The sequence below is a fragment of the Pseudomonas quebecensis genome (assembly GCF_026410085.1).
Lineage (GTDB): Bacteria > Pseudomonadota > Gammaproteobacteria > Pseudomonadales > Pseudomonadaceae > Aquipseudomonas > Aquipseudomonas quebecensis.
Window position 1 is genome coordinate 26,739 of sequence record NZ_CP112866.1, and the last position, 14,936, is coordinate 41,674.

The following is a 14,936-nucleotide window of genomic DNA, read 5'->3' on the forward strand; positions in this document are numbered from 1 at the left end:
TCGGGGGCAAGCCCCTCCCACACGGACTCGGTCAAATGTGGGAGGGGGCTTGCCCCCGATAAGCACCCTCAGCTACGCAGGGTAATCACCGGCCAACCCCGCTTCTCGGCTTCGGCGCGTAAATTGGGGTCCGGGTCGACCGCCACCGGGTTCTCCACTTGCTCCAACAGCGGCAAGTCGTTCATCGAGTCGCTATAGAAGTAACTGCCTTCCAGGCTATGCCCGGTCTCCTCCAGCCAACGATTCAAACGCGTGACCTTGCCTTCCCGGAAACACGGCACGTCCGTGCTGCGTCCGGTATAGCGGCCGTTTTCCATCTCGCATTCAGTGGCGATCAGGGTGTCTACGCCCAGGCGTGCGGCAATCGGCGCGGTGACGAAGCGGTTGGTGGCGGTGATGATCACCAGCTTGTCGCCGGCTTCGCGGTGCTTGGCCAGCAGTTCTGAGGCTCGTGGCAGCATGATCGGCTCGATGCAGTCGCGCATATAGTCGTTATGCCATTCGTCCAGCTGGGCCATCTCGGTGCGGCCGAGGATCTCCAGGCAAAAGTTCAGGTAGGCGGCGTTGTCCAGGCGGCCGGCCAGGTAATCCTGATAGAACTCGTCGTTGCGGGCCTTATAGGCCACCGCGTCGAGAATCCCGCGTTCGCACAGGTAATCGCCCCACGCATGGTCGCTGTCACCGCCAAGCAGGGTGTTGTCCAAGTCGAATAAAGCCAGGCGCATTGCAGTTACTCGCTGAAATGTCTGTAAAAAGGCGTCCAGAATACGGTCTTTTCACAAGAGTGCACATAAGCTAAGAAGCCTCGTTGCCGCTTGCGCAAGCTTTGTGGAACAATGCGGCGACATGCGTTTGCGAGGTTGTTGCCGTGATCGACCCCGATGGTTTCCGTCCTAATGTCGGGATTATTCTTACGAATGATGCCGGACAGGTGCTATGGGCTCGCCGAATCAACCAAGATGCCTGGCAGTTTCCTCAGGGCGGAATCAACCCCGACGAAACCCCTGAAGACGCCTTGTACCGTGAGTTGAACGAAGAAGTCGGCCTTGAGCGTGAAGATGTGCAGATTTTGGCCTGTACCCGTGGCTGGTTGCGCTATCGTTTGCCGCAACGCCTGGTGCGTACCCACAGCCAACCGCTGTGCATCGGCCAGAAGCAGAAATGGTTTCTCCTGCGCCTGATCTCCAACGAGCAGCGGGTGCGGATGGATTTGACCGGTAAACCGGAGTTCGATGGCTGGCGCTGGGTCAGTTATTGGTACCCGTTGGGCCAGGTGGTGACATTCAAGCGCGAAGTTTATCGTCGCGCTCTCAAAGAGCTTGCCCCGCGCCTTTTAGCGCGCGACTGACGACGGAGTTCGACCCCGAGCCATGCTCAATACGCTGCGCAAGATCGTCCAGGAAGTTAACTCCGCCAAGGATCTCAAGGCGGCGTTGGGGATTATTGTGTTGCGCGTCAAGGAAGCCATGGGCAGCCAGGTCTGCTCGGTTTACCTGCTGGATCCAGAGACCAACCGTTTTGTGCTGATGGCCACCGAGGGCTTGAACAAGCGCTCCATCGGCAAGGTCAGCATGGCGCCCAATGAAGGTCTGGTTGGCCTGGTAGGGACGCGTGAAGAACCCCTGAACCTTGAAAACGCGGCCGATCACCCGCGTTATCGTTACTTTGCCGAAACCGGCGAAGAGCGCTACGCCTCGTTCCTTGGGGCGCCGATCATCCACCACCGCCGCGTTGTCGGCGTGCTGGTCATCCAACAGAAAGAACGCCGCCAGTTCGACGAGGGTGAAGAAGCCTTCCTCGTGACCATGAGCGCGCAACTGGCCGGGGTTATCGCCCACGCCGAGGCCACCGGCTCCATCCGTGGCCTGGGTCGCCAGGGCAAGGGCATCCAGGAAGCCAAGTTCGTCGGCGTGCCGGGCTCGCCAGGCGCCGCCGTGGGTACCGCGGTGGTCATGCTGCCGCCGGCCGATCTCGACGTGGTGCCGGACAAGACCATCAGCGACATAGACGCTGAAATCAAACTGTTCAAGACCGCCCTCGAAGGCGTGCGCGCCGACATGCGCAACCTGTCGAACAAACTGGCCACCCAACTGCGCCCCGAAGAGCGCGCGTTGTTCGAGGTGTACCAGATGATGCTTGACGACGCGTCCCTCGGGAACGAAGTCAAGACCGTGATCAAGACCGGCCAGTGGGCCCAGGGCGCCTTGCGCCAGGTGGTCAGCGATCACGTCAACCGTTTTGAAATGATGGACGACGCCTACCTGCGCGAGCGCGCCTCGGATGTGCGCGATCTGGGTCGCCGTCTGCTGGCCTATCTGCAGGAAGACCGCAGCACCAACCTGGTCTACCCCGACAACACCATCCTGATCAGTGAAGAACTGACCGCCACCATGCTCGGCGAAGTGCCCGAAGGCAAACTGGTGGGCCTGGTGTCGGTACTCGGTTCGGGTAACTCCCACGTCGCGATCCTGGCCCGCGCCATGGGCATTCCGACAGTGATGGGCCTGGTGGACCTGCCGTATTCCAAGGTCGACGGCATCGATATGATCGTCGACGGCCATCGCGGTGAAGTCTTTACCAACCCCAGCGAAGTACTGCGCAAGCAATATGCCGAGGTGGTGGAAGAAGAGAAGCAGCTGGCGCTGGGCCTCGATTCGTTGCGTGAGTTGCCGTGCGTAACACTCGACGGTCACCGCGTGCCTTTGCTGGTCAACACCGGCCTGCTGGCCGATGTGGCCCGCGCGCAGCAGCGAGGCGCCGAAGGCGTGGGTCTGTACCGCACCGAAGTGCCGTTCATGATCAACCAGCGTTTCCCGAGCGAGAAGGAACAGCTGGCGATCTATCGCGAGCAGTTGTCGGCCTTCCACCCGCTGCCGGTGACCATGCGCAGCCTGGACATTGGCGGCGACAAATCGCTGTCGTACTTCCCGATCAAGGAAGACAACCCGTTCCTGGGCTGGCGCGGTATCCGCGTGACCCTCGACCATCCCGAGATTTTCCTGGTACAGACCCGCGCCATGCTCAAGGCCAGCGAGGGCCTGAACAACCTGCGCATCCTGTTGCCGATGATTTCCGGCACCCATGAGCTGGAAGAAGCGTTGCACCTGATCCACCGGGCCTGGGGTGAAGTGCGCGACGAAGGCGCCGACGTGCCGATGCCGCCGATTGGGGTGATGATCGAAATCCCGGCGGCCGTATACCAGGCCAAGGAGCTGGCGCGGCAGGTGGACTTCCTGTCGGTGGGCTCCAACGACCTGACTCAGTACTTGCTGGCCGTGGACCGCAACAACCCCCGAGTGGCCGACCTGTACGACTACCTGCACCCGGCGGTGCTGCAAGCCCTGCAACATGTGGTGCGCGACGCCCACGCCGAAGGCAAACCGGTGAGTATCTGCGGTGAAATGGCCGGCGACCCGGCGGCGGCGGTGTTGTTGATGGCGATGGGCTTTGACAGTCTGTCGATGAACGCCACCAACCTGCCGAAAGTGAAGTGGCTGCTGCGCCAGGTCAACCTGAGCATGGCCAAGGATCTGCTGGCGGAGGTGATGACCATCGACAACCCGCAAGTTATCCACAGCTCGCTGCAATTGGCCCTGAAAAACCTGGGCCTGACGCGGATGATCAATCCGGCGTCTGCCAAGACCTTATAACTGATCGTTCCCACGCGTGGGAACGATCATGCCGCTAAATTCTGAGCTCTACTTCACCCAGTCGCCCACCCAGCGGCCCAAAACTACGCTCCACCATCCGCCGCGTCCCATCGGCATTCACAATCAGCGCCGTACTGGCTCGGGTCCCATAAGCAGGGCTGGCGATAAACACGCTGGATAACAGGCTTTCAGTCGCCAACCCCACGCCGGTATCCGGTAACTCGGCAAACGGCGCCGTCTGCGGGTCGCTTAAAATCCCCAGCAACGTTTCCGGCTGCGGGTCTGCCAACACCTCGCTCAACGCCGCCTTGGCCTTGAGCAACTTCGGCCACGGTGTATCCAGCCCGGCATTTGAAAGCCCATAGACCCCGGCTTCCAGTTGCGTTGGCTCAGTGTGGTTGGCGTTGTAGTGCCACAACTCATCCCGCGTGCCCACCAGCAGGTTAAACCCGGCGTATTCAATCGATCTGCCGTTAACATCGGCCAAATATTCATCAATCGGTAGCGAACCACTGAGAAACCGCGCCACCAGTTCCCCACGGGACCTGCGTGCGGGCGGCTGGTACGGGTCGCGAATATTGGTCAGGGCCGCAAACCTGCCTTCGGCGCTGATCCCCAGCCAGGTGCCGCCGGCTTCCTGATCGCGGCCGGCGTACACATGGGGCATATCCGGCCACTGCGCCAGCGGCAGCGTGGGGCGGGCATAGAACTCATCACGGTTGGCCGCGACGATCAACGGCTGGGCGTGGCCCGGCCGCCAGGCGAAAACAATCAGGCACATCAGGCGATCCCTTTTGTGTTTTTTGTCACTCTACTGACTCAAGCAGAGGCGTTCCATCGTATCCAGTTGGGTCGCATGCCTTCCATCCGTTAACATGCCGGACTTGTTTCGAGGGCTCCCATGGAATTTCTACTGTATCTGGTGCTCGGCGCCTGTGCGGGTGTGCTCGCCGGGCTGTTCGGCGTGGGAGGCGGGATCATCATCGTGCCGGTGCTGGTGTTCAGCTTCACCTTGCAGGGCTTCGACCCGCAGGTACTGACGCACCTGGCCGTGGGCACGTCCCTGGCGACCATCATCTTTACCTCGGTCAACGCTGTGCGCGAGCACCATCGGCGTGGCGCGGTGCGCTGGCCGATCTTCGTGTGGATGACCGTGGGCATCCTGATCGGCGCCGGCTTCGGTGCGCTGACCGCCGAAGCGATTTCCGGGCCGCACCTGCAGAAGATCATCGGCGTATTTGCCCTGCTGGTGGCACTGCAACTGGCCCTGGACATGAAGCCGAAGGCCAGCCGAACGGTGCCGGGCAAGGTTGGGCTGACCCTCGCCGGCACTGTTATTGGCTGGGCCTCGGCGATTTTCGGAATTGGCGGCGGCTCGCTGACCGTGCCGTTTCTGACCTGGCGCAGCGTGCCGATGCAGCAGGCGGTAGCTACTTCGTCGGCCTGCGGCCTGCCGATTGCGCTGGCCAGTGCATTAAGTTTCATGATTCTGGGCTGGCACGACCCGCTGTTACCCGCTCATAGTCTGGGCTTCGTGTATTTGCCGGCGCTGTTGGGCATTGCCCTGACGAGCATGGTATTTGCGCGCTTCGGTGCACGGTTGGCGCATCGCTTGTCGCCGCGTTTGCTCAAGCGTCTGTTCGCCGGTTTGCTGTTTTGTGTCGGTTTGAATTTTTTGCTGTAACGCACGCTTAATCGCGCCCGGGCATGGTCCGGTCGCCATAACGAATGATTTAACGAGGAGTCGCAATGCTGCCTTACCCGCAGATCGACCCGGTGGCCCTGGCCATCGGTCCGCTGAAAATCCACTGGTACGGCTTGATGTACCTGATCGGCATCGGCGGCGCCTGGCTGCTGGCGTCCCGGCGCCTGAACCGTTTCGACCCGACCTGGACCAAGGAGAAGCTCTCCGACATGGTGTTCTGGTTGTCGATGGGGGTGATCGTCGGCGGGCGCCTGGGGTATGTGCTGTTTTACGATCTCTCGGCGTACATCGCCAACCCAATGCTGATCTTCGAGGTGTGGAAGGGTGGCATGGCGTTCCATGGCGGCTTCATCGGTGTGATGATCGCCGCCTGGTGGTTTGGCCGTCGCAACGGCAAGTCGTTCTTCGAACTGATGGACTTCGTCGCGCCGCTGGTGCCGATCGGCCTGGGCGCCGGGCGTATCGGTAACTTCATCAATGCCGAGTTGTGGGGCAAGCCGACCGACGTGCCGTGGGCCATGGTGTTCCCGCCGTTCAGCGACCCTGCCCAGTTGCCGCGCCATCCGTCGCAGCTGTACCAGTTCGCCCTGGAAGGTGTGGCACTGTTCCTCATTCTGTATATCTTCTCGCGCAAACCGCGCCCGACCATGGCCGTGTCCGGCATGTTCGCGCTGTTCTACGGGATCTTCCGGTTCATCGTCGAATTCGTACGGGTGCCGGATGCGCAGCTGGGTTACCTGGCGTGGGGCTGGCTGACCATGGGGCAGGTGCTCAGCATGCCGATGATTCTCGTCGGTCTTGGCCTGTTGTGGTGGGCGTATAACCGTCCGCAACCGCTGAAGAACACCGCGCTCTAAATTCGAATGCCTGGGCTCGACCGCGAAGAGCCCAGGCTTCAACGATACGGGTACCCACATGAAGCAATACCTCGAACTACTGAACGACGTCGTGACCAATGGCCTGACCAAGGGCGACCGTACCGGCACCGGCACCAAGGCCGTGTTCGCCCGGCAGTTTCGGCACAACCTGGCCGACGGTTTCCCGCTGTTGACCACCAAGAAGCTGCACTTCAAGAGCATCGCCAACGAGCTGATCTGGATGTTGAGCGGCAACACCAACATCAAGTGGCTCAACGAAAACGGCGTGCGCATCTGGGACGAATGGGCCACCGAAGACGGCGACCTGGGCCCGGTCTACGGCGAGCAGTGGACCGCCTGGCCGACCAAGGACGGCGGTACGATCAACCAGATCGACTACATGGTGCACACGCTCAAGACCAACCCCAATAGCCGCCGTATTCTGTTCCATGGCTGGAACGTCGAGTACCTGCCTGACGAAACCCAAAGCCCCCAGGAGAACGCGCGCAACGGCAAACAGGCCCTGCCGCCGTGCCACCTGCTGTACCAGGCATTCGTGCATGACGGCCACCTGTCGATGCAGTTGTATATCCGCAGCTCCGACGTATTCCTCGGCCTGCCGTACAACACGGCCGCGCTGGCGCTGCTGACCCATATGCTGGCTCAACAGTGTGACCTGATTCCCCACGAGATCATCGTCACCACCGGCGACACCCATGCCTATAGCAACCATATGGAACAGATCCGGACCCAACTGGCGCGTACGCCGAAGAAGCTGCCGGAGCTGGTGATCAAGCGTAAGCCCGAATCGATCTACGACTATAAATTCGAAGACTTCGAAATCGTAGGCTACGAGGCCGATCCGAGTATTAAGGCCGACGTGGCTATCTAGAGCCTGACGCTGTCCAATGTGGGAGGGGCTTGCCCTCCCACAGTTGAACAGTGTTCGCTTGAGTCAGTGCCCGTGGCTCCTGCCTACATGTGAGGGCTCGGCCTCGCTGGCGGCCACCCCGCCGTTAACCTCCAATCGCTGCAAAATCCCGCAGTGATCCCCACCCCCACACCGCTGGCGCAGATCCAGCAATTGCTCCTGCAAGGCCAGCAACCCATCGATGCGTGCTTTCACATGCTGGATATGCTCGTCGATCAACGCATTGACGCTTTCGCACTGGTCCTGGGGGCTATCGCGCAGGCTGAGCAGGCTGCGGATTTCTTCCAGGGTCATGTCGAGGCTGCGGCAGTTGCGAATAAAGATCAGCCGCTCTGTGTGCGCCTGGGTGTACACGCGGTAGTTGGCGTCGGTACGTGCCGGGGGCGGCAGCAGGCCTTCCTTCTCGTAGTAACGGATGGTTTCCACCGGGCAGTCGGTAAGTTTCGCCAGTTCGCCGATCTTCATTGGCGCAATCTCCAAAATGGATGCTTGACCCTATAGTGGCTACAGGGTCTTTACTTGGCAACAGGCACCTTACGGACGCGACCTGATGAGCGATTCCATTCACACCCCACATAAACACGACCATGACCATGACCATGGCGAGCAGAAGCTGACGCCCGTGCATAACCACGGGCATGGCGGCTCCTGCTGCTCCGCCACCCCGGCCCCTGCGGTGGTGCAACTGAGTGAAGCACCCACCGCCGGCGCGCACCTGAGCACCTTCCGTATCGAGGCCATGGACTGCCCCACCGAGCAAACGCTGATCCAGAACAAACTGGGCAAGCTCGCCGGTGTGCAGCAGCTGGAATTCAACCTGATTAACCGTATCCTCGGCGTCACCCATGACCTGCCGAGCACCGCGCCGATCATTGACGCGATCAAATCCCTTGGCATGCAGGCCGATCCCATCGAAGAGGGCGTGCCTGCCGCTGCCCCCCCGGCCAAGAAGCATTGGTGGCCGCTGGCCGTGTCGGGTCTTGGGGCGTTGGGCGCCGAAGTGCTGCACTTCACTAATGCCGCGCCGACCTGGGTGATTGCCCTGGTGGCGCTGGTGTCGATCTTCAGCGGCGGCCTCGGCACCTATAAAAAGGGCTGGATCGCCCTGAAAAACCTCAACCTGAATATCAACGCCCTGATGAGCATCGCCGTCACCGGCGCGGTACTGATTGGCCAGTGGCCGGAAGCGGCCATGGTGATGTTCCTGTTTACCGTGGCCGAACTGATCGAGGCGAAGTCCCTGGATCGCGCACGCAACGCCATCAGCGGTTTGATGCAGATGACCCCGGAACGGGCCACCGTGCAGCAGTCTGACGGCAGTTGGGCCGAACAGGAGGTGAAAAGTATCGAACTGGGCGCTGTCGTGCGGGTTAAGCCCGGCGAGCGTATCGGCCTGGACGGTGAAGTCACTGCGGGTCAATCCACTATCGATCAGGCGCCGATTACCGGTGAAAGCCTGCCGATTGAAAAGACCGTGGGCGATAAAGTCTTCGCCGGCACCATCAACCAGGCAGGCTCTCTGGAGTACAAGGTCACGGCGGCAGCCAACAACTCCACCCTGGCGCGGATCATCCACGCGGTGGAGCAGGCCCAGGGCGCACGGGCGCCGACGCAGCGCTTTGTGGACCGCTTTTCGAAGCTCTACACCCCGGCTGTGTTCCTGTTTGCCCTCGGTGTGGCGGTGATTCCTCCACTGTTCATGGCCGGCGTCTGGTTCGACTGGATCTACCGCGCGCTGGTGCTGCTGGTGGTCGCGTGCCCGTGTGCATTGGTGATCTCCACACCGGTGACCATCGTCAGCGGCCTGGCCGCTGCGGCGCGCAAAGGCATCCTGATCAAGGGCGGCGTGTACCTGGAGGGTGGTTACAAACTTGATTACCTGGCCCTCGACAAGACCGGCACGATCACCCACGGCAAACCGGTGCAAACCGACTACCTGGCGCTGTTCCCAACCCTCGAGGACAGCGCGCCGGCCCTGGCCGCCAGCCTGGCGGGGCGTTCCGATCACCCGGTGTCCCTGGCGATCGCCAACGCGGCTGTGGATAAAAACCTGCCGACCCATGTTGTGGATAACTTCGAGGCCTTGGCCGGCCGGGGCGTGCGCGGGGACATCAATGGCCAAACCTACCACCTGGGTAACCACCGCCTGGTGGAAGACCTTGGCCTGTGTTCGCCGCAGTTGGAAGAAAAGCTGTTCGCCCTGGAAAAACAAGGCAAGTCCGTGGTGCTGCTGCTCGATAAATCCGGCCCGCTGGCACTGTTCGCGGTGGCCGACACGGTCAAGGACAGCAGCCGTGAAGCCATCGAGCAGTTGCATGAATTGGGCATCAAGACCCTGATGCTCACCGGCGACAACACCCACACCGCCCAGGCAATCGCTGCGCAGGTGGGCATCGATCAGGCCCAGGGCGACCTGTTGCCCACCGACAAACTTCACGCCATCGAAACCCTCTACGCCCAGGGCCGTCGAGTGGGCATGGTCGGCGACGGCATCAACGACGCCCCGGCCCTGGCGCGCGCCGAGATCGGCTTTGCCATGGCCGCCGCCGGCACCGACACTGCCATCGAGACCGCCGACGTGGCCTTGATGGATGACGATTTGCGCAAGATTCCGGCATTCATTCGGTTGTCGCGACAAACGTCGAGTATCCTCAAGCAGAACATCGCCCTGGCGTTGGTGATCAAGGCGATCTTCCTCGCGGTGACGTTCATGGGTATGGCCACCATGTGGATGGCGGTGTTCGCCGACATGGGCGTAAGCCTGCTGGTGGTGTTCAATGGCCTGCGCCTGTTGCGCAAATAGACAAGAGAGGGTGGTGTGCTGAGTGCCGAGCTGAAGGCTTTTTTTATGGTCGCCCGCCTGGGCAGCATCACCCAGGCGGCGAAAAAACTCGGCCTGAGCCAGCCCACGGTCACTACCCAGATCCGCAACCTGGAAAGCCAATACGGCGTCGAGCTGTTCTATCGCGGCGGGCGCCGCCTCACCGTCAGCGACGAAGGCGCGCGGTTGCTGCCGATGGTCAAGACGCTGTTGCAGCAGGAAGCCGATATCGAGTTTTTCCTGCGTAACAATGGTCAGGTCCAGGGCGCCCTGCGTATTGCCGCGACGGCACCTTATTACATCCTTGATCTGGTCAAAGCGTTCCGCGAACGCCTGCCGCAGGTGGAGGTGTCGGTGGAAATCGGCAACTCGCAGCAAGTGCTCGAAGCGCTGGATGATTACCGCGTCGATGTGGCGGCGTCCTCACAGCTGCTCGACGACCCACGTCTGATCCGCCGCGTCCTCGGCACCGATCCGCTGGTACTGGCGGTGCATCGCAACCACCCCCTGGCCAAACTCGATCATGTGCCGTTGAGCGCGCTCGCCGGACACACGCTGTTGATGCGCGAGGTGGGTTCCACCACGCGGCGCCTGACCGAAGACATGCTGCGCGGGGCTGGCGTGAGCTACGGCCCGCTGCTGGAAATCGGCAGCCGCGAATCGATCCGCGAGGCGGTGCTGCGCAATATCGGCATCAGCATCATCGCCCGCCAGGAAGTGCCCCATGACCCGCAGTTGAAGGTGCTGACCCTCGAGCATGCGCCGCAGATTCCGGAGTATCTGTACTGCCTCAAAGAACGAAAAGGCGCTCGCCTGCCGGCGGCGTTTTTGGGGTTGGCGCAGGAGATGTCGCCGATCTGAAGCCTTGTAGTGGCTTTGGGGGCCAATCGGGGGCAAGCCCCCTCCCACAGTTGAATTGTGAATGGCTTCAAGTGTGGGAGGGGGCTTGCCCCCGATTGGCGATATGCGTCCTACACAAATCTGCGAATACCACTATCGCCGCGCTTTGCCTTCCTGCCACAAGAGCGACGCATTGCCTGCCTAGCATGGCCTTCATCCGTTTGATGAGGTGCCACCATGAACACAGCCCTGACCCAACCCGGCGCGCCGATGAAGGTGCGCGGCATCCAGAAGCGCTTCGGCGCCTTTACGGCGTTGGACAACGTCTCCCTGGATGTCGCCGCCGGCGAGCTGGTGTGCCTGCTGGGCCCGTCCGGCTGCGGCAAGACCACCTTGTTGCGCTGCATCGCCGGCCTGGAGCGCCAGGACAGTGGCGAGCTTTACCTGGGCGGCCGTGACGTCTCCGTGCTGCCGCCCCAGGCGCGGGACTACGGCATTCTGTTCCAGTCCTACGCGCTGTTTCCCAACCTGACCGTCGAAGCGAACATCGGCTACGGCCTCACCGGCAGCGGCCGCGACGAAGTGCGCCAGCGCGTCGGTCAGATGCTGGAACTGGTGGGCCTGCTCGGCAGCGAAAAGAAGTACCCCGGCCAGCTTTCCGGCGGCCAGCAACAACGGGTCGCCCTGGCCCGTGCCCTGGCGCCGGCGCCGTCGGTGCTGTTGCTGGATGAGCCGATGTCGGCCCTCGACGCCCGGGTGCGCGAGCACTTGTGCACCGAACTGCGCCAACTGCAACGGCGCTTGGGCATCACCACGCTGATGGTGACCCACAACCAGGACGAAGCCATGTTGATGGCCGATCGCATCGCCGTGATGCACAACGGTAAGGTCGAGCAATACGCCACGTCCCAGGAAATCTATGACCGTCCGGCCACGCCGTTCGTGGCGGAGTTTGTCGGTCAGGGCAACTGGCTGCCGTTCAGTCGTAACAGCATCAGCCATGCCCAGGTCGGCGGGCTGACTATGCGCCTGGCCGATGATGCCGGTAGAGCCAAGTCCGGTCGCCTGTTCTGTCGCCCGGAAGCGATCAGCGTCAACCCTCCCGTGCACGAGGAGAACCTGTTCCCGGCCAAGGTCCGCGAAATCACCTTTCTGGGCAACCGATGCCGCATGAGTTTTGAGCTGGAGCACTTGCCCGGTCATCCGCTGCTGGCCGAACTCGCCCCCGAAGCCATGCCGTGCCTGGGTGCCCAGGACATCTGGGTAGCCTTGCCGCCGCGCAGCCTGCAGGTGTTTGCCTGAGATGGCCGTGGTGATGAGTGTGCCTGCAACGCGTCAGGTTTCCCGTGCCAACTGGGGCGACCGTCTGTTTGTGGTCGGCGGCAAATGGCTGTGGCTGGGCCTGCTGAGCATCGCGGTGTTGTTGCCATTGCTGGCAATCTTTTGGCGTGGTTTCAGCAGCGAGGCCGGGCAGGGCGGCGGTTTTGTCGCTGCACGTGAACTGGTGACCAGCGCCAACTTCCACTGGTTGTTGGGCAATAGCCTGAAAGTCTCGCTCAGCGTTGCGGCCATCGTCGTACCGCTGGCCTACCTGTTTGCCTACGCGCTGCAACGTACATTGATTCCCGGCAAAGCGATCTGGCGCGGCCTGTCATTGCTGCCATTGATGGCACCCTCGATGTTGCCGGGCATCGCGCTGGTATACCTGTTCGGCAACCAGGGTCTGCTGCGCGGGATGCTCGCGGATAATATCTACGGCTTCTGGGGCATCGTGCTCGGCGAAGTGATCTACACCTTCCCACACGCGCTGATGATTTTGCTGTCGGCGCTCTCGCTGGCGGATGCGCGCCTGTTCGATGCCGCATCGAGTATGGGTGCCAGCCCGGCCCGGGCGTTTCGCAGCATTACCTGGCCGGCCACGCGCCAGGCCGTGTTCGCCGCGTTCTGCCTGGTGTTCACCCTGACCATCACCGATTTCGGCGTGCCTGTGGTGGTTGGCGGCGATTATCAGGTACTGGCGCTGGAGGCGTACAAGGCGGTGGTCGGCCAGCAGCAGTTCGGTCGCGGTGCGTTGATCGGCATGGTCCTGCTCCTGCCGGCGCTGTTCAGCTTCGCTGTGGACGCCTGGCTGCGCCGTCGTCACGGCGATGCCATGAGCGGTCGCGCCCAAGTCTTTCGTCCGGCGCCGTCGCGCTTGAGAGACGCCTGCTACCTGGTCATCGTGCTGCTGATCTGCGCGCTGTTGCTGCTGGTATTTGGCATGGCGGTGTATTCCTCGCTGGTGAAGTTCTGGCCGTACAACCTGTCGCTGTCCCTCGCTCATTACCAGTTCGAGGACACCGCCGGCGGCGGTTGGCTGGCGTATCGCAACAGCCTGACCCTGGCGCTGTGTACGGCATTGATCGGCAGCGTGCTGATTTTCACCGGTGCCTACCTGATGGAAAAGACCAAGGGCCAGAAGCACCTCAATCTGACGTTGCGCATGCTCAGTTTCATTCCGATGGCGGTGCCGGGGTTGGTGCTGGGTTTGGGCTACGTGTTCTTTTTCAACCTCAACGGCAACCCGCTGCATGTGTTCTACGGGACCATGACCCTGTTGGTGGTGTGCACCATTGCTCACTATTTGACCACCGCACAGATGACCGCTACTACCGCGCTGCGCCAGTTGGACGCTGAGTTTGAAGCCGCCGCGCTGTCGCTCAAGGCGCCGCTGTATCGCCATTACTTGAAAGTCACGGTACCGATCTGCCTGCCGGCGCTGCTGGACATCCTGCGCTATTTATTCGTGTCGGCGATGACCACCGTGTCCGCCGCGATCTTCCTCTACAGCCCCGACACCATTCTCGCCGCCGTTGCCGTGTTGAACATGGACGACGCCGGCAATGTAGGCGGCGCGGCGGCCATGTCCACTTTGATCCTGTTCACCTCGGGCGGCGTCTCGCTGCTGCTGGCGTGGGCGTCACGCGGCGCCTTGCGTCGCTCCCAAGCCTGGCGCCAGACCGCGCCCGGCCAATAAACAACCCTGAAGGAGGTTCCTTATGTTCAAGCCCCTGACGCTGGTCGCTGCCGTACTCACCGCATTCAGCCTGAATGCCTTCGCCAAGACCGACCTCACCGTGTACACGGCCCTCGAAGCCGAGCAGTTGAAGACCTATAAAAAAGCCTTCGAGCAGGCCAACCCCGATATCGAGATCAAATGGGTACGCGACTCCACCGGGATCATCACCGCCAAGCTGCTGGCTGAAAAAGATCGCCCGCAGGCTGACGTGGTGTGGGGCCTGGCCGCCTCGAGCCTGGCGATCCTCGAGCAGCAGGGCATGCTGGACAACTATGCGCCGAAGGATTTGGACAAGATCGGCAAGAATTACCGCGACCCTGCCAATCCGCCCGCGTGGGTCGGCATGGACGTCTGGGCCGCGACGATCTGTTTCAATACCGTCGAAGCCGAGAAGCAGGGCCTGACCAAACCGGTGAGCTGGCAGGACCTGACCAAACCTGAATACAAGGGCAAGATCGTGATGCCCAACCCGGCGTCGTCCGGCACCGGTTTCCTTGACGTGAGTGCCTGGTTGCAGACCTTCGGCGAGAAGCAGGGCTGGCAGTACATGGATGACCTGCACCAGAACATCGGCCAGTACGTCCACTCCGGTTCCAAGCCGTGCAAGTTGGCGGCTTCCGGTGAATTCCCGATCGGTATTTCGTTTGAGTACCCGGCGGTCCAGCTCAAACGCCAAGGGGCGCCGCTGGACATCATCCTGCCCAAAGAAGGCCTGGGCTGGGACATCGAAGCCACCGCCGTGATGAAAGGCACCGCCCACGCCGATGCGGCGAAAAAACTCGCCGACTTCTCCGCCAGCCCCGCTGCGATGGAGCTGTACAAGGACAACTTTGCGGTACTCGCCCAGCCAGGTATCGCCAAGCCGCAGACCGAGTTGCCGGCCGACTACGAGCAACGCTTGATCAAGAACGACTTCGCCTGGGCCTCGAAAAACCGCGACAGCATCCTGACCGAATGGCGCAAGCGCTATGACGGTAAGTCGGAGAAGGTCGCCGGTCAGTAATGATCGTTCCCACGCTCCGCGTGGGAATGCGCCCTGGACGCTCCGCGTCCGCTGTTAAATGAGTGACGCAG

Annotated in this window: 13 protein-coding genes; 10 read left to right on the forward strand and 3 right to left on the reverse strand. The window is 61.8% G+C overall.

Annotated elements, in window-relative coordinates; all coding sequences use genetic code 11:
• Positions 1-68: 68 nt before the first annotated feature.
• Entirely contained in the window at positions 69-725 is a 657-nt protein-coding gene (locus OSC50_RS00130; RefSeq protein ID WP_181076460.1) for a histidinol-phosphatase, read from the reverse strand.
• A gap of 143 nt (positions 726-868) precedes the next feature.
• Between OSC50_RS00130 and OSC50_RS00135 the strand changes: the two genes are divergently transcribed.
• Positions 869-1,348: an RNA pyrophosphohydrolase gene (locus OSC50_RS00135; RefSeq protein ID WP_003176750.1), complete on the forward strand. Its 480-nt coding sequence runs from the start codon at positions 869-871 to the stop codon at positions 1,346-1,348.
• A 22-nt stretch (positions 1,349-1,370) separates the two neighbouring features.
• Positions 1,371-3,650 carry a phosphoenolpyruvate--protein phosphotransferase gene (gene ptsP / locus OSC50_RS00140; protein ID WP_181076462.1) on the forward strand — a complete coding sequence of 760 codons (2,280 nt, stop codon included), beginning with the start codon at positions 1,371-1,373 and terminating at the stop codon, positions 3,648-3,650.
• A 34-nt stretch (positions 3,651-3,684) separates the two neighbouring features.
• Here ptsP and OSC50_RS00145 read toward each other — a convergent pair whose 3' ends face one another.
• Entirely contained in the window at positions 3,685-4,431 is a 747-nt protein-coding gene (locus tag OSC50_RS00145; RefSeq protein ID WP_181076463.1) for an NRDE family protein, read from the reverse strand.
• A 120-nt stretch (positions 4,432-4,551) separates the two neighbouring features.
• Here OSC50_RS00145 and OSC50_RS00150 point away from each other — a divergent pair, with 120 nt between their 5' ends.
• The 3 genes from OSC50_RS00150 (at position 4,552) to OSC50_RS00160 (ending at position 7,104) form a co-directional block, all read left to right on the forward strand.
• Complete coding sequence (locus OSC50_RS00150) at positions 4,552-5,334, forward strand: sulfite exporter TauE/SafE family protein (RefSeq protein ID WP_181076465.1); 783 nt, start codon at positions 4,552-4,554, stop codon at positions 5,332-5,334.
• A gap of 65 nt (positions 5,335-5,399) precedes the next feature.
• Positions 5,400-6,212: a prolipoprotein diacylglyceryl transferase gene (lgt, locus tag OSC50_RS00155; RefSeq protein ID WP_181076467.1), complete on the forward strand. Its 813-nt coding sequence runs from the start codon at positions 5,400-5,402 to the stop codon at positions 6,210-6,212.
• 58 nt (positions 6,213-6,270) lie between these two features.
• Positions 6,271-7,104 (forward strand): thymidylate synthase, encoded by an 834-nt coding sequence (locus OSC50_RS00160; protein WP_181076469.1) that lies wholly within the window; start codon positions 6,271-6,273, stop codon positions 7,102-7,104.
• Between the two features lie 63 nt (positions 7,105-7,167).
• On the opposite strand, the gene cadR is transcribed toward OSC50_RS00160, so the two are convergent.
• Positions 7,168-7,608 carry a Cd(II)/Pb(II)-responsive transcriptional regulator gene (gene cadR / locus OSC50_RS00165; RefSeq protein WP_253509726.1) on the reverse strand — a complete coding sequence of 147 codons (441 nt, stop codon included), beginning with the start codon at positions 7,606-7,608 and terminating at the stop codon, positions 7,168-7,170.
• 85 nt (positions 7,609-7,693) lie between these two features.
• Here cadR and OSC50_RS00170 point away from each other — a divergent pair, with 85 nt between their 5' ends.
• The 5 genes from OSC50_RS00170 to OSC50_RS00190 all read left to right on the forward strand — a co-directional run bounded on the left by OSC50_RS00170 (position 7,694) and on the right by OSC50_RS00190 (position 14,865).
• On the forward strand, positions 7,694-9,946 hold the full coding sequence (locus OSC50_RS00170; protein WP_266247315.1) for a heavy metal translocating P-type ATPase: 2,253 nt from the start codon (positions 7,694-7,696) through the stop codon (positions 9,944-9,946).
• 15 nt (positions 9,947-9,961) lie between these two features.
• A complete protein-coding gene (locus tag OSC50_RS00175; RefSeq protein ID WP_181076473.1) occupies positions 9,962-10,825 on the forward strand; it encodes a LysR family transcriptional regulator in 864 nt (287 codons plus the stop codon).
• Positions 10,826-11,041: 216 nt separating this feature from the next.
• Complete coding sequence (locus OSC50_RS00180; RefSeq protein ID WP_266247313.1) at positions 11,042-12,106, forward strand: putative 2-aminoethylphosphonate ABC transporter ATP-binding protein; 1,065 nt, start codon at positions 11,042-11,044, stop codon at positions 12,104-12,106.
• 1 nt (position 12,107) lies between these two features.
• Positions 12,108-13,820, forward strand: a complete 1,713-nt coding sequence (locus tag OSC50_RS00185; protein ID WP_266247311.1) for a putative 2-aminoethylphosphonate ABC transporter permease subunit — start codon at positions 12,108-12,110, stop codon at positions 13,818-13,820.
• Positions 13,821-13,842: 22 nt separating this feature from the next.
• Positions 13,843-14,865 carry a putative 2-aminoethylphosphonate ABC transporter substrate-binding protein gene (locus OSC50_RS00190; protein ID WP_266247309.1) on the forward strand — a complete coding sequence of 341 codons (1,023 nt, stop codon included), beginning with the start codon at positions 13,843-13,845 and terminating at the stop codon, positions 14,863-14,865.
• The last annotated feature ends 71 nt before the right edge of the window (positions 14,866-14,936 follow it).